This is a genomic window from uncultured Pseudoalteromonas sp. (assembly GCF_963922945.1).
GTDB lineage: Bacteria > Pseudomonadota > Gammaproteobacteria > Enterobacterales > Alteromonadaceae > Pseudoalteromonas.
In genome coordinates, this window is the sequence record NZ_CAWUKC010000049.1 from 1 (window position 1) to 18,073 (window position 18,073).

The window sequence follows — 18,073 nt, forward strand, 5'->3', positions numbered from 1 at the left end:
CTCCAAGAAAGTTAAATACGACCTTGAAGCTTAAAATGAGAGATGGTATCTACAGGTAAAGTTTAACACGGTGATTTTTGTAGACGTGCAGTTTGCTGACGTGACGAGCGAAGCTCGTAATTATTTAGCTCTGCAGCACCAAAATATACACGCATCAAAAAAGCTCACATATTGTGAGCTTTTTAAAAGTTACTTAACGCTAATTTTAACTTACTGCTGCTTTTGCGGCGGGAAGTTGCTTAAAATATTAGCGACGGTTTCTTTAATTGATGCTTCGCGTTGTTCAGGCGATTGTTTTTTCTTTAAACGGCCTTCTTTTGCGCCGCGCCATACAAGTTGGTTTGATTCGCGGTCAATAATATCAATCACTAACGTACCCACTTCGTATTCACGGGCGCTAATATCGCGTTGAAAACCTGTGCCCCAGTACCCCCAACGTGCGCCGTAGCCTACGTTAAAGCTGTCTACTTCTAGCTCTTTATCTACCGATGCATGGTAATTAACGAGTACGTCAGCTTGGGCAGGGTCTACTAAGCTCATACCTAATGTTTGGCTAAGCTCTTTATTAACGGCAGTACGTACACGTTTTTCCATTAAGCCGTTAATTTGGTAGTTTGTGGTGTCTTTAGTTAGGCTCGCGTTTTCTACCCAAGCAAATGTTTTAAAATTACTAAAGTTGGCTGATTTGTCGTAATCCCAGTCTGGGGTTTGCGTACAGGCTGTAAGTAGTGCTAGCGCTGCAACAATAAGTATATTTTTCATTACCTTTGCTCCAATAAAATGCGTTAATTTAAAATAACACACATGGTTTAAATGTGTATTAGTTTAACGTCCTATATTTTAGTTTAGTTAGTTTGCCTTAACGGCCAATTAACTGTGTTCAACTTCGATCCAGTCTTTTTCGTCTACCCAGTTTTGGGCGCCATCCTTTACTGAACGAATAGGTACAATGTAATCACAGCTTACTTGCGGCTTAACCGAGGCAAAAATTGGCACAAAGCCAAAGCTCAGTGCCGTTTCTATGATTGCTTTTTGGTTTTGCGGATCAATGTCGGCCGCTTCATCTATATAAATAGGTATACGGTAAAGGTTTTGTTCTTGATCGCTTAATAAGTAACGAATAAACAACATGCCACATAATAACTTAATAGTAATGCGAGTGCCGTTTGAACCGGCTGAATCGATTTTTTCAAAGTGTTCGGTTTCGCCTGCGCGGTTTACCACTTCAAAACGAATGTCGAACAAATCAGTTAAGGTGAGACCTGCTTTATCTGAGGCAAGTTTTATTAAATGATCTTTTGCTTCGTTTACCGCGCTTTCGCTGTAAGGTTCTTGGCTTAATAAATCAAGGGTGTCGCCTTGTTCAAACTGATGCGACGTGCTGATAATAGTATCAATACTGTCAACCAGCATTTTGCGCGGTATTACGTTAATTTTAAACGCTTGCAAGTTAGAAATACGGTGCTGACTTATCCCTTTATTAAAGCTGTTCATTTCGCGGCGAAGGCGGTCTAAGTCTTCGCGTAAGCCTTTAATGGTGGCGGCTACTTCGGTTAGGGCTACGCGGCCTTGGCGCTCAACCGCATCGCGTTCGTTATCAAGGTTATGAAACGCGCTAATCAACTTTTGGTATTTAGTAAATTCGTCGTTTTCGTTATCGAACTTAGTAATGCCCGCATTATATACATGCAAATAGGTATTACGCACGTTTATGTCAAAATTGCGCAGCTCTTGGCAGTCTTTATTAAAGTGATGTACTAAGTCGCTTAAGTTATCAAAATCGACTGTTATATCAATCATGTACGGGGTTACTTTCCCGCTGTATAAATCGAGGGTGTGGTCAATTCGCTCACTTTTAACTTGGCGTAGACGTTCGGTTTGGCGATTAATTTGCTCTTGTTTAGATTTAATTAACGAGCGTCTATCTGCAATTGAGCCACTATTTTTTTGAATATCTTGCAGGTAGTCGTCAACTTGTTCGCGCTCTGCTAATAACTGCTCTTTTAGCATGGATTGCGCTTCTACCGACTGCTGCATTACCTCAAATTGCTCTAAGCGTTTTAAGGCACTCTCTGCGCTCATTAGCTCATCGTAAAGTGCATCTTTTTCTTTTTGTTTATCGGCCACGTTAGCGGCTACTTCGCGCTGTTGTTTAAATTCTTTTAACGAGCGTTCCAGTGCGTCTAGCTGAGCGCTAAGCTGGGCTTTGTTTTCGCCGCTTTGCATTTGCACAGGCGAGAGCTTTTTAAGCTTAATGCTTGCCCCTGGAAGGGTTAGTACACCGCCTTTAACTTTTTCGCTTAATAGCGATAAAAACTCCCCAAAGGCGTCTTCATCATCAATGGTGATATCGCCATTGCTGGTAGTGGCAAACGAGAGTATATCGGGATTTAAGATGCGCGATATTTCTTCTACCTCTTTAAGTGATAGGTCTTCGCGCATTCGAGTAAACAAATTAAACTCAAGGTTTTTAAGCTGCAGTTTTAAGCTTTTAATTTGTTTTTGCGTTTCGTTAATGCGGTAATCAAGGGTGTGTAAGCTTTGCCCTTGTGCGCTGGTAATAGAGTGCGAGAGCGACTCGTAGTCTTGTTTAAGTTGGCCAAGGTTTGCTTTAAGGGTGGCTTTATTTACCAGTTCAAACTCGCTTTTTAGCGCGCTGTAATCTAAAAACCACTGCTCAATTTGCGTTTGTTTGCGCTCTATATCGCGCGATTGCTGTACGTATAGGCTTTGCTTTTGTTCAAACTCGTGTTTTTCGTGCTCTATGTCCTCAAGGGCAATGGCGAGTTCGCTTAGTTGCTCTTCTTGGTAGATGTCAAAGTCTATTAGAGCTTGATCAATTTTTGGTGCGTAGGCTGCTAACTTACCTTTAAGCACGGTTTGGTTTTCAAGCATTGATTCAAGCGCTGTTATTGGCTCTTGCATTGATTCAAGCGCTTTTAATTCGCGTTTAGCGCGGTTTACTTTATCAAACGAGCGACGCCAGACTTCGTAAAAATCGACCTTTGAGTTTGACATATGGCGTTCAAACACACGCAGCATGAAGCGTTTAACATCGCTTGCGCCCAATTTGTGTAAGTTAAGAATACGCCTAAATATTTCTTTATAAATGGCGGAGTCTTGCACATTATTAAGCGGTATCATTTTTAAATTAATATCGCCGTCAAACGGGGTAGCGCCGCCGGTCAGTAGGGCGTTTAGCTCTTGTGCTTTTAGCTCTATTGGGTTGTAACCTTGCGTTTTTAAATGATTAAACAGCTTGGTAAATTTAATTATGGTATTACCTTGCGTGTACTGCGCTAAATCAAGTTTGCCCTGATAACAAAAGTACTGATGCGCGTAACCGGCTATTTTACCAAGGCCGGCCACACCAATAACGACCGAGCCATGGGGGAGGTTAGCTTCGAGTAAAATGTACGACTGATCTGATGAAAAATAAAACTTACGGGTTTCATCTAAGTCGTGCCCGTCCCACTCGGTTAGGCGTAAATCGTTTATTAGCGGAAACTGCAAGGCGTTAATAACCGAGCTTTTACCGGTATTGTTTGGCGCACAAATAGAGCTGCTTTTATCAAGTGGGATCACACATTTTGCATAGCCTGCGGTATTAAGTAGGGCGAGTTTACTCAGTCCGTATAAGTTTTTCATTGCTCGTCCTCTGTAATGTAGGTTTCTTCGTTTACTTCCATAAGTGCATCGATATAGCGGTGAATAGGTGCTTGTAGCATAAAGCCGCCTTCTACTTCGCGGGCAAGGCCTAAACGTACCATGCGCAGGTATACGTCTTTGCGTAAATCTGAGCCCGAAAATATCTCAAGCTGATCAAACAAGTGCTTATTAATTTGCACTAAGGTTTGCATCAGTTCTAAATCGTTTACTTCATCAAATAGGGCACGCATTGGGTCTTTACCCGTATTGGCAAAGTGCTCAATTAAAATGTAAATAGTCAGTGCAATAGCACGGGATATTTTACCCATGTTTGGCGTGCTTTCGTCGCTGGCAAAGTAGTAAAAGCCGCGGCTGTCGTGTTTTAACTCATGGCCAAGGGCGCTAAATAAGGCGCTATAAGATTCTATGTGTTGGTCAAGCTCTTGCCACATTACGTTGTCTTGTTCGCAAATATGATAACCCGCACCTAATTTTTTATTAATGGCTTGTAGGTGCGCAAGCTCGTTTAGGTTTATTTGTGTCATGTGTTACTCGTCTGCCTGTGTATCTGGCTGAGGCGCAGAATTAAATGGGTATAACGAAAAGTGTTGGCCGGCAATTTTTAAGCGTGTTTTTTCATCGCTTTGGCTTATGTGAACTTCACTGTCGCTGACTAGTTTTTGATATAAAAATAGCATTTCGTCGGCGTCTAGCTCGGGGTAGCTTTCGTCTAAAAATTGCAGTAATGGTTGGGGCTTTTTACGTTTTTTATTAAAGCGTTTTGCAAAGCGTGTTTTAACATCGTGGTAATTAGGAATGTTTGGCGTAACAAATGCCGGCACGTCTTGTTGCTCTGGGAGCTGGTATTCTTCGTGTTCAAATTCTACCAAGCTTGCCATATAGGCAACTATATGACGCTGCTGCCCAAGCGAATAGCGCTGCGCATCGCTTACAAAGTTAGGCTGTACCGCACTCAGCATGTTGTCTACGCCATTTTTACGCACCAAGCCGAGCACTTTTGCCGCTTGGCGGGTAATTAAGTTATTACGGCGTAGTTCTTCGCGCAGTGGCATCAGCATATCGGCACTTTTACGTAAGCTTTCTCGGCCGACTAAATGCATTTCGAGTATACGTGTACGCAATTGCTCAAGCATACGTTTGTCGTTGTAGGCTTTGCCTGAGCGTTCAATGTGCTCTATTTGCTTACTTATTTGTTGCTCAATAGTTGTAAAGCAGGCGTGAAAGTCACCGCGAATATCGACCATTTCAAGCATGGGCTCTATGTATTCGTCAAAGGCTTCTATTACCGCTTTATAGCGCTTTTGCAACGATTGCACCGCGTGGTCAGATTTAGCTTGTTCAACAATGTTTAATATGGCGTTTTCGTTGTGCGCGTAGAGCTTCATTATTTTACGTACCCGATCATCCATAATGCGGCTAAAACGGCGTAAATCGTCGTAGTCTTCCATGCTACCTGCGCTATCTAAACGCTTACCTAAACGGGCTAAATCATCAACTAAAACGCTAATTTCTTGTGCTAAGCCTAGGTGTTCTTCTTGTAATAAAAAGGTGGCAAAGTCGGCAATGGCACGGTTAATTTCAAGCTGAGAAGACTTAGCCAATGGAATGAGTATATCTTGATTGAGCAACCGATTTGTTTCTTTGTATATGCGCTCGTTTGTCCATGTAGGCTGCTTTTGCTTAATGGCATATTGTACGTCTTTTAGGCTAAAGTCGGCCATTTTAAAACGTTTAAATAATAGCTCTAACACACCCCAATGTTCGCTAAGGGTATTTAGCAGCTTTTTAGCTGGGATCATAAGAGGTTACAACATCCTAGTAGTTTATTATTGAGTTATTAAAGTTGACTCATTATTACGTATTCTACCAGTAAATAGTATTCGTTTTTAAGACCATTTAATAATAGTTTTTGCATGTGGGCGGTGCTAGAATTCGCGCCGAAAATGGGCACACACAATAGTGTGATTTTTGTGTGTTCTTTTAAACTATATCAAAGGTTAGTTAACTACCATGGTCCCCGCGATAATTTTAACCCTGATAGCGATTGCATTTTTACTGATCGTTGTAGAAGATATAATTCATGTTAATAAAGCTAAAACGACCTTATTTTTTGGTACGCTTTGTTGGATTATACTCTTTATTAACCCTCTTCACGGGCAAAGCCCCGCCACTATTGAGCACCTTCTTAACGAAAACATATTAGAGATAGCCTCTTTGTGGTTATTTTTAATGGCGGCCATGACCTTTGTTGCGTATTTAAATTCAAAAGGGTTTATAGAAAACATTGTGCACCGAGTAATGCCTCAGCGTATTAGCGAACGCCAGCTTATGTTTTTAGTAGGTGGTTTTGCTTTTTTGTTTTCGTCGATTTCTGACAACGTTACCGCTACGCTAATATCGTTAGCTGTGGTTATGTCGTTAAATCTTGAAACTAAAAAGCTCATTAAATATGCCACTCTTATTGTATTTGGTGTTAACTCGGGTGGGGTGTCACTCATTACCGGTGATGTAACTACCTTAATGATATTTTTAGATGGCAAAGTCACCATAGGTAATTTGTTATTACTCATAGCTCCGGCATTTATAAGTGTAATGTTACTGGCGCTTTTACTTTCAATAGGAATGAAAGGGCAGGTAGAATTTACCCGCTCACAAATAAAACGTATTGAAAAAACCGATATTTCCATAGCTATCATATTCTTATCAACGGTGATAAGCACACTGACACTCAGCGTTGTTTATAGCGTTCCTCCTATGTTAACGTTTTTGTTTGGTTTATCGGTTATGTTTTTAGTGGCGCAATTTTTAATGCGCAAAAAAGATATAAACAAGGATATTATTGATTTTGTGCGCGACATAGAATATGACACGCTATTGTTTTTTGTCGGTGTACTGTTACTTGTTGGCGCATTAAAAGAGATTGGTATTTTAAGTAAATTTACTGATTTATACACAGTGATGGCGCCTGAGTACGCTAACTATTTAATGGGTATACTCTCAGCGGGGGTTGATAACGTACCGCTTACCGCAGCACTATTAAAAGCAAATATAGTTATGAGCCAGCAGCATTGGCTGTCGTTTACCTATGCAACAGGTGTAGGTGGGTCTATGCTTATTATTGGCTCGGCAGCGGGTATTATTGCGATGAGCAAACTTAAAGCGCTTACTTTTACTAGCTATTTTAAATTATCGCTGCAATTGTTAATTTGTTATACCGTAGGTTATTCAGGCGCCTACTTAATGGGTGGGTTCATTTAATTTTTGTATAAATGCTTGACACCTAGACGTCTAAACGATAACTTTCAAAATCCCACTACTATAGTGGGGTTTTGTTTTTTAACCTATGGTTAATGAAACATTCAGAAGAGGTGCGATACTTAGGTATTTAATGGTAGGTGACGAACGCCCATAACCATTAAAGAGGGAAGTACTCGCCGAGGAAAACACTAGTACGTCGCTATTGTTTTTCGGTTTATGGGGCTGAATCCCCAAAACTGTCACCAACTTAGGTGGAGAGCTTCTGGCAGCGGACACATCACATGCATTCCTTTGCCAAGTTCTTCTTGTTTTTTAGCGGTTTGGATACCGCGAAAGGAGACGAAATGACTACCCAATCAGTGCCACAACCAGTACCAGGCGCAAAATCAGATTACATCGTTGCCAAATTTGGCGGAACCAGTGTTGCAAACTTTGAAGCGATGAGTCGCTGCAGCGAAATTATTGCTGCAGATAAAAGCGTACGTATTGTAGCAGTGAGCGCTAGCGCCGGTGTGACTAACCACTTAGTTGCACTGTGTAAACCTGAACTCAGTGAAGCTCAGCGCCAAGAGCACATTGACGGCGTGCTAGCTATTCAGCACGCTATTTTAGATGAGTTATCGCTTGATGCTGATTTAGCTGTAGGCTTTAACGAAACGTTAAAAGCATTTCAAGCACTGGCAATTGAGACACTCACAACCGATAAGCAGCACGATGAGCTACTTAGTTTTGGTGAGCGCTTATCGTCGTACTTATTTGCGCAAGTGCTACGTTTAAAGGGGTTAAACGCCGACCGTTTTGATGTACGAAAAGTGCTTAAAACCGACAGCCAGTTTGGTAAAGCAACACCTAATGTAAAAGCCACAGCGCAAGCAGCTAAAGAAGTTTTAATTCCGCTGTTAGATGAGCAAGTAATTGTGACACAAGGCTTTATTGGGTGCGACGAATTTGGCCAAACAACTACGCTTGGCCGTGGTGGCTCAGATTACAGCGCAGCATTACTTGCTGAGGCAATTAACGCGAAAAGCGTACATATTTGGACCGACGTAGTGGGTATTTTTAGCACAGACCCGCGTTTGTGTGCAAAAGCAACGCCAATTGCCCGTTTAAGCTTTGACGAAGCGGCAGAAATGGCCACCTTTGGGGCAAAAGTATTGCACCCAGCTACCATTTTACCAGCAAGCCGTAGTCACATTAATGTATTTGTAGGTTCTAGCCGCGAGCCAGAGCGCGGTGGTACGTGGATTGAGCGCGAAAAATCGCAGCAGCCAGGCATACGCGCTGTAACGCAGCGTAAAAACCAAATTCTGCTTACGCTTAAAAGCCCTGAAATGTTATTAGCGAGTGGTTTTTTAGCCCGCGTGTTTACCATTTTAAGTGAGTTTAATATATCGGTAGATTTAGTGACTACCTCAGAGATTAGCGTAGCCATTACCCTTGATAACGCGCCGAATGCCTCGCGCCCTGAGCTTGAGCAAGCGTGTTTAGATAAGCTTGCAGAATTTTGCCATGTATCGGTTGAAAATAACTTAACGCTAGTGGCGCTGATAGGCTCAGAAATACAGCTTCGCCAACACGAAATGAACTTAATGAACGTTTTAAAAGAATTTAATATTCGCTTAATTTGCCACGGTGCAAGTAAGCACAATTTATGCTTTTTAGTAGAGCAAAGTGAATCAGATGCTGTGGTACAAGCTATACATAGCCGCTTACTAGAAAGCGCAGCCTAAGTTTATAAAGTCAGATTTTTGATTAAAAAGCACCGCCATTCGGTGCTTTTTTTATGCACTACGCTTATGTCAAACAGCTCATTTTCAACGGTTATATTGTTACTCGATACTGTAAGGTCTTGCAAAGATAACTCACTAAATACGTTAGGGCTAAGCAAATGTGCAATAGGGCGGCTAGTGGCTTTAGCAAGCGACTCTTTTAATGTCCAAATTCTAAAAAAGGTATTAGCTTGGGCTTGCGTATTACTTGGCTTGGTAATTAGGGTTATCTCGTCTGCGTGATAAAAATGCTTAGCGAGTTTTTCAAATGGGCGCTTTAAGCTTATTTTTTCAATATCAAAACCAAACTCGGTATTAGCTAAGTTAAGTGCTACGCCAACAAAACTGTGAGAGTGTGAAATACAGGTATTAATAATTTCGCCATTAACATGCAACTGTAGTTTAGCGCTTACTTCGTCAAATTGAGTGCTCATATTATATAGCGGTGTGTTTGCGTATTGTGGCTTAGCTATTTTAACCAGCTGTTTTAGCAATATACGGGTAGCCAAGTATTCTTGTTTTGCTTGTGGGCTTTTACGGCGGTTTATAACGCTTAGCTCAAACGGACTTAAGGAATCAGGCAAATTAAACTGACTTACATCAAGCTTTGCTGCATCAAATAATAAAATACCTTTGTTTACCATAGGCAAATTTGCTAGTTGAGTTGAGGTTATGCGTAAGGTGTTTTCAAAGTAATCTGTGGTCATAAATGCTTTAAATGGGTGAGTCGCTGTATTTATGAGCGGTTAACAGCGGTTATTTATACATAGAGCAATTTTATTACTCAGTTGGCATGAAATATGGTTTAATTCACAATAATCAAATAATAACAGATTTGTAGGTGTATGGCACAAGTGCGTGATGGATTTCAGAGCCGGTTTGGCTTTGTTTTAGCCGCTGCAGGCGCAGCAGTGGGTTTAGGTAATATTTGGGGTTTTCCTACGCAGGCGGCCAACCATGGCGGCGGTGCTTTTTTATTGGTTTATTTTGTAGTTATATTTTTACTTGCGCTACCGGCACTTTATACAGAGCTATATTTAGGCCACCACGCGCAAGCAAATCCAGTAAAAGCATTGGGTAACGCATGGCAAAATACCAATAAAAAAATAGGCGCTGCGGCTGGCTATATTGGACTTGCTGGTGCTGTGATTATGCTTAGCTTTTACTCTATTGTCGCTGGGTGGATGCTCTCATACGCGATAGAGCCTATTACTACATTTTTTGGTTTTAATGCCGTGAGCGAGTTTTTGCATAGTGACTCAGTACTGCGTAATTTTATATTTACCCCGCTTATGCTTATTTTAACTGCCAGTATTATTTTAAAAGGGGTTAAATCAGGTATTGAAACCTGGTCACGTCGTTTAATGCCGTTACTATTAATTTTATTGGTTGGTCTAATTGTTTACATAGCTAGCCTAGATGGCGCAAGCGAAGGTTTTACTGCGTATTTAATACCTGATTTTAGCCAAGTGCTTGACCCAAATTTAATTATTGCCGCAATGGGGCAGGCGTTTTTTTCGCTCTCATTAGGAGTGGGCTGTATGATGATTTACGGCTCGTACTTGCAGCCAGATGCTAACTTGCCAAAGTTAACTGCAAGCGTTGCACTACTTGACACGAGCGTAGCATTTTTAGCGGGTTTATTGATTGTACCTGCGATTTATGTTGCTCAATACAACGGGGTAGAAGTGTTTAGTGGTGGTAAACTAATAGGTGAAGGGCAACTAATATTTGCCATTTTGCCTGAGCTTTTTAGTACTATGGGCCAGGTGGGCTTGCTCATAGGCTTGTTATTTTTTGTGCTTATGTCGATTGCCTCGGTTACATCCACTATCTCTACCACAGAAATACCTGTTGCATTTTTAGTTGAAAACCATAGTGTTGATCGCACTAAAGCGACCTGGGCTGTCAGTCTAGTTGTGTTGCTATGCGCCAGTACAATAATACTTAACTTTGAATGGTTATTTGGTTTAGTTATCATGGTATTTACGCAATACCAGCTGCCTCTCATGGGGCTATTTTATTTTATAACTGCAGGTTGGATGTGGCACCGGGGTAATAAATTGCGCCAAGCAACAACAGGTGCTCATTACTGGTTTTCCCAATACATCCGTTTTGTGTGCCCAGTTTTAATGACCCTTGTTTTTGCTAATGTTGCGTTTGGTTAAAGGCATTTAGCTATATCTATTATATAAATAGTATAACGGGTATAGCTAAATTAACCGCCTACGGCTTCATAGCACCTCATTGCTCAAAGGTTTGTTTTCATTAACTTCTATTGCGTTTTGTATGGTTGTATTGGCAATTTCGCTAAGGGCTTCTTGAGTAAAAAAGCCTTGGTGGCCAGTTATTAATACGTTTTTAAAGCTCACTAAGCGCGAGAATATATCGTCTTGGTTTATTTCGTCGCTATGGTTTTTAAAAAACAGCTCAGACTCTTGCTCGTACACATCAAGCCCTAAATAGCCGAGTTTTTTAGTTTTAAGTGCCTTTATGCATGCTTTACTATTAAGCAGGGCACCGCGCGATGTGTTAATAAGCATAACGCCGGGTTTCATTTTACTAAATGCATCGTCGTTTATTAAATGGTGTGTTTGCTCATTCAGTGGGCAGTGCAGTGAAATTATATCGCTTTGAGTAAGCAGCGAATCTAAATTGGTAATGGTGTAGTTGCCAGGTGTTGCATAAGGATCGCACACTAAAACATGTGCGCCAAAGCCATTTAAAATATTACAAAGGGCAAGGCCAATTTTACCACAGCCTATAATGCCAACTGTTTTGCCGTGTAAGTTAAAGCCTAATAAACCGTTTAAATCAAAGTTGTCTTCGCGTACGCGGTTATAGGCTTTATGTGTTTTACGGCTAAGGGTAAGCATAAGTGCAACACAATGCTCAGCTACGGCTTCTGGGCTGTATGCGGGTACTCTTAATACCTTAATATTGTGTGCTTTGGCGGCAATTAAATCAACATTATTAAACCCTGCACAGCGAAGTAAAATAGTACTCACACCAAGCTCTGCCAATTGCTCTATTACGACTGCATTGACCGTGTCGTTTACAAACACGCATACGGCTTCAAAATCTTTGGCTAATAGGGCGGTTTGCTCGTTAAGTGATTGCTCAAAGTAACAAATCTCTATTTGAGGGTGTTTGTTAGTACTGCGCTTAAAAAAAGGCTGCTCGTATTTTTGCGTACTAAAAAAAGCAATGTTCATGTTGTTAACTCCAAAATAATGGGTTTACCTTTAACATTAAACTACTTTTAGGAAATGCGCTTTAATAAGCTTCACTTTATTGATTTAAAATAACTAAATGCCTTTTAATGCATTAAAGTTAGGGGTTAACCTAGTGCTTTTATAGCTACTTTTTTGTGGCAAGCTTTGTAAATTAGCCTCTATTACTTGTTTGAGTGTTTCGGGCTTGGTGCGTGGTGCGTAACGTGCAACTAGCTGCCCATCACTATTAATCAAAAATTTAGTAAAGTTCCACTTTACGGCGCGGTTTTGCGAAATACCACGTGTGTGCGCTTTTAAATAATTAAACAGCGGGTGTGCTTCAGGGCCGTTTACCATTACCTTACCAAATACTTCAAACGAGACATTAAACTGAGCTTGATAAAAGTCTTTAATGGCTAAATTATCAAGCGGCTCGTTTTGGCCAAATTGATGGCACGGAAACGCTAATATAGTGAAACCGCTGTTTTTATATTCTTGATAAAGCTTCTCTAGCGAACTTAATTGCACCGAAAAATTACATTTACTTGCTGTATTAACAATAAGTACTGTTTTGCCTTTTAGCTGGCTAAGCGCAAAGCTTTCGCTGTTATATAAAGGGGCACTAAATTGATAAATACTATCCATGGTTACCTACTTATTTCCTTACGTTGGAAATTTATTAAGACTTAATTCGCTTTTTAAGCAGCCGATTGACATAATCGGGCATAGTTTCTAAGTTAGCAGGAAAATAAGGCACTTTTATGTCAATCAATGTTGCATTTATAGGTTTAGGGGTAATGGGTTACCCAATGGCGGGGCATTTAGCAAAAGCGGGCTTTAATGTGTGTGTATATAACCGCACTCAAGCAAAGGCGCAAAGCTGGGTAAATGAGTATGCAGGAAGCTTTGCTACCACGCCGCGAGAAGCTGCTATTAATGCTGATATTGTATTTATGTGTGTAGGTAATGATGATGACTTACGTGCGGTTGTTTATGGTGAAAATGGTGTTTTAGCGGGGATGGCCGTTAATAGCATTTTGGTTGACCATACCACTACATCGGCCGAAGTAGCCCGTGAAGTAGCAGAACAAGCAGCCTTACAAAATATCGATTTTATAGACGCACCCGTATCAGGCGGACAAGCAGGTGCTGAAAACGGCGTACTTACAGTCATGGCAGGCGGTAACGAAGCTATTTTTACTAAAGTGCAACCCGTAATGGCATCCTATAGCCGTTTTAGCCAGTTATTAGGCGATGTGGGCGCAGGGCAATTATGTAAAATGGTTAATCAAATTTGTATTGCCGGCGTAGTGCAAGGACTAGCAGAAGGCCTACATTTTGCCAAGCAAGCAGGCCTTGATGGTGAAAAAGTAATTGAAACCATTTCAAAAGGGGCTGCGGGGTCGTGGCAAATGGAAAACCGTTACAAAACAATGTGGGCAGGAGAGTACGAGTTTGGTTTTGCAGTAGATTGGATGCGCAAAGATTTAGGCATCGCGCTTGATGAAGCTAAAAATAATGGCGCAACACTTCCGATGACGGCCACGGTTGATCAATATTACGCCGATGTACAAGCACTCGGTGGAGGCCGATACGATACATCAAGCTTACTTGCACGAATAGAAGCGCTGCATAAAAAATAACGTCTACATTGAGTATATCAATGTAAACGCGAAGCTTGCTTACGTGATGATCAAAGCCCGTAAAGCGATTTATGCACAAAGAGGAGAAGAGGCGCTGCGCTTTGAGAGGAAGAGATTTATTTAAAACGATTAATGGCTTATGTCTTCTCATTTACTCCTCATTTGTTTCTCTTTGTGGATTATTTTTTAATTTAAAAATTTGCGCTTTTCACGTGAGCAAGCTCTACGCCTACCATCAAGGTGTAGGTATGGGTTTTACTTGTAGACGCCAAGCTTGCTTGCGTGACGGGCAAAGCCCGTAAGTGACTTATTCACAAAGAGGAGAAGAGGCGCTGCGCTTTGAGAGGAAGAGATTTATTAAAACAATTAATAGCTTATGTCTTCTCATTTGCTCCTCATTTGTTTCTCTTTGTGCAAGGATTTTTAGGCTTTGCTTATAGTAATGAAGTTATATAAAACAAAAAACGCGATACTTTATTGCTAAGCATCGCCTTTTAAAAGTGTTCTACACAAATTTAAATTACATGCTTTGCGCGTAATTATATAAAGCCTTTAAAATGGTCAGGTTTTTTTCGCTGTCGTCGTGCTCATGGGCCAAGTTTTCGAGAGTGATCATAAAATCTTGTGCACTGATAGAGGGTTGATCTTCCCCGTGCATTAATTTGTTTTGGCAATACTGGCGCCATTGGTCAAGCTCTTGCTGGTTGAGCGTTTCTGGCCAGTTTCGTGCGCGGTATCTAAATAGTAATGTATTAAACTTTTTATCTTCAAAATCTAAATTTAAGCCAGCGAGTTCCTCTGGTTTAGCATCGCGAATAATCGCAAATTTAGCTTTGTCGGCATGGCTGGTAAAGCCATCGTAAAGTAGGTAATCAACGTTAGTGGTGGCACTGTAATCGCCTTTTTCGTTAAACACTTGAGTTACTTTATCGCGAAGCTCGGTATTGGCCTTTAAAATAGCTAAATTAGCGAGGCATTGCTCGCGGTCAATGCCTAAACGGGCGGCGTTTTCAGGCAATAATGTTTTAGCAGGCGCTAAAATAGGGCACTTGTTTAAATGCACCAGTTTTAAGCCAACAGGTAGTTCACCTTCTGCTAAATCAATGCGCTTGGTGTATAAACGCTTACGTAGTTCTTCTACATTTAAATCAAGCAATACTTGCGGGCTTTGGGTTAAATCAAAACAAATAACCGCGTTTTTATTTACCGGGTGAAAGCTCATAGGTGCCACCCATGTGGTACAGCCTTGCGTTGCAGGAATGCGCGATGAAGTATGTACCAACGGCGTCATGTTAAATACATCAACCAATTCAGCAAGCGCTTTTTTATTACGCAGCCCAAAAAAGAAGTTATAAAGCTTTGGCTGTTTTTCTTTTATTAGTTTAGCCAGTGCAATAGTGGCGGTTACATCGCTTAGCGCATCGTGCGCAGCAGCGTGTTCAATACCGTTGGCTACGGTTAAATGTTCAAGCTTAAAACTTGGGCTGCCGTCTTCTTTTAACGGCCATTCAATACCCTCAGGGCGAAGCGCATAGCAAGCACGTACTAAATCAATAATATCCCAGCGGCTATTATTGTTTTTATATTCACGCTCGTACGGGTCATAAAAGTTGCGATAAAAGCTATAACGGCTTACTTCATCATCAAAGCGAATACTGTTATAACCAGCAACACAGGTGTTTGGTGCACTAAATTCGGCATGAATTTTTGCAATAAACTCAGCCTCAACCAAGCCTTTTTTCATCGCCACTTGTGGCGTAATACCGGTAATTAAACATGCCTCAGGGTGAGGCAAGTAATCCGCTTGCGGCTTACAATATTCAATAAGCGGCTCGCCAATTATATTTAAATCAAGATCGGTACGAATTCCCGCAAACTGGCTCGGCTTATCCTTTTGAGGGCTCGCCCCCCACGTCTCATAATCGTGCCAGTAGATTGTTGCTTGATTTTGCTCTTGATATGCCATGCTAAAAACCCTGAGTAGTTAACTTAAAACGCCTAAATACGCGCCAAGTTACTAAAATAATGAATTATTTAGATTATGGCATATGGGCGAGGGAGTTTATAGGTTTGCGCTTGATAAGGGAGTTAAATTAGGTGGTGTTTACTAATTATAGTTAATGCACTTGCTATGAATTGCTTACTAGTTTGGTATTAGACTAAAGTCTATAAGTTAATTTTCTTCACTTATTGGTTTTGTTTTAATCGTTTGTCGGTTTTATTGTAATTCTCTAAAGTTCAGTTGTCGGCAACAAGCACGACTAACTCAACAGGAATATAATCATGAAAAGCTCACTTATCAAAACCATCGCTCTTGGCTCTTTATTAACTTGCTCAGCTGCTGTAATGGCTGATACAAGTGACTACAAACTAATGGTTATCGAACAAGCAACTGCACCACAGCCAATTGAGCAGTCATTTAATAGTTGCGCACTTAATGTTAAGTCAAAAAACTATGCAGAGGCTGAAGCAATTTGTACAAAAGCAATTGCACTTTTAAAAGATGCAGACGGCCCTAAATTTAAAGTACGCCAACTTACGTCATTCGCGTTAAGCAACCGTGGTGTTGCGCGCTTAAAATCTAATAATGACACAGCAGCTATTGCTGATTTGTATGAGGCAGCGCAAATGTCTAACAGTACAATGGTATCGCATAATTTAACACTTGCTAAAGAAGAGCTTGCGCTATAAAAAAGCACTAAACATGCTTTAATTAAGCCAGTGTATAAAAAGCCCATGTTAGGTTTATTCTTAACATGGGCTTTTTGCGCTGCACGGTTAGAAACGCTTTAAATACAATAGAGCTGAAAGTTAAGTCACGAGTAAATTACGGCTATTTGAAATTAGCGTTGCATCGGATGGCATTACCAGTTTTTATTTGTGCAGTTTGGTTTTTTCATTTTTAGTGCAAGGCTCGAGCGTAGAGTAAGTCGCCAAAAGCATAAAAACAAAATAAATTTTAAAGACTGATTTTTGTACAGTTTACTAGCTTGTATGCGTAGCTACTGCATAACACTCGTTTTAAAACTTTTTTCAAAACAAGCAGTAATTACGCAGGTTTACACACTGTTAAATATTTAAATTTGTACATATATTAGACTAAAGTCTATAGGTTAATTTTCTTCACTTATTGAGTTTGTTTTTCTCGTTTGTCGGCGCTGTGCTATTACTCTAAAGTTCAGTTGTCGGCAACAAGCGCGACTAACTTAATTAGGAAAGACAAACCATGAAACGTACACTTTTAAAAACCATCGCTCTTGGCTCATTACTAACTTGCTCAGCAGCTGTAATGGCTGATTCAAGTGACTACAAACTTATGGTTATTAAAACCGAAACAGCTCCAATGCCTCTAGAAGAGTCATTCAATAGCTGCGCACTTAACGTTAAATCTAAAAATTACGCTCAAGCTGAAGAAGTTTGTACTAAAGCTATTGCACTATTAAAAGATGCAGAGGGCCCTAAATTTAAAGTACGCCAACTTACATCGTACGCTTTAAGCAACCGTGGTGTTGCACGTTTAAAAGCGCATAACGATACCGCAGCATTAGCTGATTTATACGAAGCAGTTCAAATCTCTGAAAACACATTAGTGTCTCATAACTTAACTCGCGCTAAAGAAGAGCTTGCCTTATAAAGCAATTTAATTAGCGAGAGTCACAAAAAAGCCCCTGGCAATTTATTAGGCAGGGGCTTTTTTGTGCGTGTAATAAAATACTTGAGATGGCGCTTTTGATGTAAGGTCTGCGAAAAAGTTGTGAGTTATCAACATAAAAAAATGTTTAATTCTAATAATACTCACAATGCGTTCAGGTATCGTCATTAATAATTTAATGACTATTCACAGCAAAGGTAATGCATTGAAACTACTAAAGTGGACTTTGGGCGCAGTTATTATTTTATTAATAGTGGGTTTACTCATTCCTGAGAAGCTAGTAATTCCTGTGCAAGGCGCTACAGGTAAAGATTGGAACAACAATACGTTTTGGTATGAGCCGTGGGGGCGCTCGGGTGTGCATAAAGGCATTGATATTTTTGGCGCTAAAAACACACCTGTGGTTGCAGCAACAAGCGGTATTGTTATTTTTTCAGGTGAACTAAACCGAGGTGGCAAAGTGGTTGCGGTACTTGGTGCAAAATGGCGAGTGCATTATTTTGCACATTTAAATGACTACAATGTAAGCGCAGGGGATGTAGTTAGCAAAAACAGTCAAATTGGCTTACTGGGCGATACTGGTAATGCTGCAGGAAAGCAACCTCATGTGCATTATTCTATATTATCGCTTATGCCTATGCCGTGGCTTTATACAACACAAAGCCAAGGGTGGAAAAAAATGTTTTTTTTAAACCCGCATAAAAAATTGACTGCTCACTAACCCAGTTTTACTTATAGCTGGGCCTTTACCAAATTAACTGCCAGCGTAGTTAACTCGCTTGTTTTTGCTGTATTTTTTGAGAGTGAAAGAAACGCTATTTACAGTAGGTATTAGACTAAAGTCTATAAGTTAGATTTTCTCACTTA

At 40.6% G+C, this 18,073-nt stretch carries 15 protein-coding genes and 1 riboswitch; of the genes, 7 read left to right on the forward strand and 8 right to left on the reverse strand.

Annotation, left to right across the window (positions count from 1 at the left end):
- Nucleotides 1-210: 210 nt before the first annotated feature.
- The 4 genes from AABI99_RS11410 to AABI99_RS11425 form a co-directional block, all read right to left on the reverse strand.
- Entirely contained in the window at nucleotides 211-762 is a 552-nt protein-coding gene (locus tag AABI99_RS11410) for a DUF4136 domain-containing protein (RefSeq protein WP_338365906.1), read from the reverse strand.
- Between the two features lie 108 nt (nucleotides 763-870).
- Nucleotides 871-3,648, reverse strand: coding sequence for an ATPase (locus tag AABI99_RS11415; RefSeq protein WP_338365907.1), 2,778 nt, complete (start codon nucleotides 3,646-3,648; stop codon nucleotides 871-873).
- Nucleotides 3,645-4,193, reverse strand: a complete 549-nt coding sequence (locus AABI99_RS11420) for a hypothetical protein (protein WP_338365908.1) — start codon at nucleotides 4,191-4,193, stop codon at nucleotides 3,645-3,647. Before AABI99_RS11420 ends, AABI99_RS11415 begins: the two co-directional genes overlap by 4 nt.
- A gap of 3 nt (nucleotides 4,194-4,196) precedes the next feature.
- On the reverse strand, nucleotides 4,197-5,468 hold the full coding sequence (locus AABI99_RS11425; protein WP_338365909.1) for a hypothetical protein: 1,272 nt from the start codon (nucleotides 5,466-5,468) through the stop codon (nucleotides 4,197-4,199).
- 211 nt (nucleotides 5,469-5,679) lie between these two features.
- Between AABI99_RS11425 and nhaD the strand changes: the two genes are divergently transcribed.
- Together nhaD and lysC are read left to right on the forward strand one after the other, a co-directional pair.
- Nucleotides 5,680-6,927: a sodium:proton antiporter NhaD gene (gene nhaD / locus AABI99_RS11430; protein WP_338365910.1), complete on the forward strand. Its 1,248-nt coding sequence runs from the start codon at nucleotides 5,680-5,682 to the stop codon at nucleotides 6,925-6,927.
- A gap of 97 nt (nucleotides 6,928-7,024) precedes the next feature.
- Nucleotides 7,025-7,197, forward strand: a riboswitch (Lysine riboswitch).
- Nucleotides 7,198-7,271: 74 nt separating this feature from the next.
- Nucleotides 7,272-8,657: a lysine-sensitive aspartokinase 3 gene (gene lysC / locus AABI99_RS11435; RefSeq protein WP_338365911.1), complete on the forward strand. Its 1,386-nt coding sequence runs from the start codon at nucleotides 7,272-7,274 to the stop codon at nucleotides 8,655-8,657.
- A 2-nt stretch (nucleotides 8,658-8,659) separates the two neighbouring features.
- Here lysC and AABI99_RS11440 read toward each other — a convergent pair whose 3' ends face one another.
- On the reverse strand, nucleotides 8,660-9,403 hold the full coding sequence (locus tag AABI99_RS11440; RefSeq protein ID WP_338365912.1) for a 4'-phosphopantetheinyl transferase superfamily protein: 744 nt from the start codon (nucleotides 9,401-9,403) through the stop codon (nucleotides 8,660-8,662).
- Between the two features lie 138 nt (nucleotides 9,404-9,541).
- On the opposite strand from AABI99_RS11440, the gene AABI99_RS11445 reads away from it, so the two are divergent.
- Nucleotides 9,542-10,864, forward strand: a complete 1,323-nt coding sequence (locus tag AABI99_RS11445; protein WP_338365913.1) for a sodium-dependent transporter — start codon at nucleotides 9,542-9,544, stop codon at nucleotides 10,862-10,864.
- A gap of 66 nt (nucleotides 10,865-10,930) precedes the next feature.
- Here the strand turns inward: AABI99_RS11445 and AABI99_RS11450 are convergent, their stop codons facing one another.
- Nucleotides 10,931-11,911 (reverse strand): 2-hydroxyacid dehydrogenase, encoded by a 981-nt coding sequence (locus AABI99_RS11450; RefSeq protein ID WP_338365914.1) that lies wholly within the window; start codon nucleotides 11,909-11,911, stop codon nucleotides 10,931-10,933.
- A gap of 93 nt (nucleotides 11,912-12,004) precedes the next feature.
- Nucleotides 12,005-12,556 (reverse strand): glutathione peroxidase, encoded by a 552-nt coding sequence (locus tag AABI99_RS11455; protein WP_338365915.1) that lies wholly within the window; start codon nucleotides 12,554-12,556, stop codon nucleotides 12,005-12,007.
- Between the two features lie 116 nt (nucleotides 12,557-12,672).
- Here AABI99_RS11455 and AABI99_RS11460 point away from each other — a divergent pair, with 116 nt between their 5' ends.
- Nucleotides 12,673-13,554, forward strand: a complete 882-nt coding sequence (locus AABI99_RS11460) for an NAD(P)-dependent oxidoreductase (RefSeq protein WP_338365916.1) — start codon at nucleotides 12,673-12,675, stop codon at nucleotides 13,552-13,554.
- A 520-nt stretch (nucleotides 13,555-14,074) separates the two neighbouring features.
- Here AABI99_RS11460 and sbcB read toward each other — a convergent pair.
- Nucleotides 14,075-15,520 carry an exodeoxyribonuclease I gene (gene sbcB, locus AABI99_RS11465; protein ID WP_338365917.1) on the reverse strand — a complete coding sequence of 482 codons (1,446 nt, stop codon included), beginning with the start codon at nucleotides 15,518-15,520 and terminating at the stop codon, nucleotides 14,075-14,077.
- 317 nt (nucleotides 15,521-15,837) lie between these two features.
- On the opposite strand from sbcB, the gene AABI99_RS11470 reads away from it, so the two are divergent.
- The 3 genes from AABI99_RS11470 to AABI99_RS11480 all read left to right on the forward strand — a co-directional run bounded on the left by AABI99_RS11470 (nucleotide 15,838) and on the right by AABI99_RS11480 (nucleotide 17,927).
- Entirely contained in the window at nucleotides 15,838-16,245 is a 408-nt protein-coding gene (locus AABI99_RS11470; RefSeq protein ID WP_004587201.1) for a hypothetical protein, read from the forward strand.
- A gap of 535 nt (nucleotides 16,246-16,780) precedes the next feature.
- Entirely contained in the window at nucleotides 16,781-17,188 is a 408-nt protein-coding gene (locus tag AABI99_RS11475) for a hypothetical protein (RefSeq protein WP_338365918.1), read from the forward strand.
- 196 nt (nucleotides 17,189-17,384) lie between these two features.
- Nucleotides 17,385-17,927 carry a M23 family metallopeptidase gene (locus AABI99_RS11480; RefSeq protein ID WP_338365928.1) on the forward strand — a complete coding sequence of 181 codons (543 nt, stop codon included), beginning with the start codon at nucleotides 17,385-17,387 and terminating at the stop codon, nucleotides 17,925-17,927.
- Nucleotides 17,928-18,073 lie beyond the last annotated feature (146 nt).

Bases quoted from the DNA above. Each gene is read 5' to 3' on its own strand.
- AABI99_RS11450 (WP_338365914.1), bottom strand. From the start codon at position 11,911: ATGAACATTGCTTTTTTTAGTACGCAAAAATACGAGCAGCCTTTTTTT.
- AABI99_RS11470 (WP_004587201.1), top strand. From the start codon at position 15,838: ATGAAAAGCTCACTTATCAAAACCATCGCTCTTGGCTCTTTATTAACT.
- sbcB (WP_338365917.1), bottom strand. From the start codon at position 15,520: ATGGCATATCAAGAGCAAAATCAAGCAACAATCTACTGGCACGATTAT.
- lysC (WP_338365911.1), top strand. From the start codon at position 7,272: ATGACTACCCAATCAGTGCCACAACCAGTACCAGGCGCAAAATCAGAT.
- AABI99_RS11415 (WP_338365907.1), bottom strand. From the start codon at position 3,648: ATGAAAAACTTATACGGACTGAGTAAACTCGCCCTACTTAATACCGCA.
- AABI99_RS11480 (WP_338365928.1), top strand. From the start codon at position 17,385: ATGACTATTCACAGCAAAGGTAATGCATTGAAACTACTAAAGTGGACT.
- AABI99_RS11475 (WP_338365918.1), top strand. From the start codon at position 16,781: ATGAAACGTACACTTTTAAAAACCATCGCTCTTGGCTCATTACTAACT.
- AABI99_RS11410 (WP_338365906.1), bottom strand. From the start codon at position 762: ATGAAAAATATACTTATTGTTGCAGCGCTAGCACTACTTACAGCCTGT.
- AABI99_RS11420 (WP_338365908.1), bottom strand. From the start codon at position 4,193: ATGACACAAATAAACCTAAACGAGCTTGCGCACCTACAAGCCATTAAT.
- nhaD (WP_338365910.1), top strand. From the start codon at position 5,680: ATGGTCCCCGCGATAATTTTAACCCTGATAGCGATTGCATTTTTACTG.
- AABI99_RS11440 (WP_338365912.1), bottom strand. From the start codon at position 9,403: ATGACCACAGATTACTTTGAAAACACCTTACGCATAACCTCAACTCAA.
- AABI99_RS11445 (WP_338365913.1), top strand. From the start codon at position 9,542: ATGGCACAAGTGCGTGATGGATTTCAGAGCCGGTTTGGCTTTGTTTTA.
- AABI99_RS11460 (WP_338365916.1), top strand. From the start codon at position 12,673: ATGTCAATCAATGTTGCATTTATAGGTTTAGGGGTAATGGGTTACCCA.
- AABI99_RS11425 (WP_338365909.1), bottom strand. From the start codon at position 5,468: ATGATCCCAGCTAAAAAGCTGCTAAATACCCTTAGCGAACATTGGGGT.
- AABI99_RS11455 (WP_338365915.1), bottom strand. From the start codon at position 12,556: ATGGATAGTATTTATCAATTTAGTGCCCCTTTATATAACAGCGAAAGC.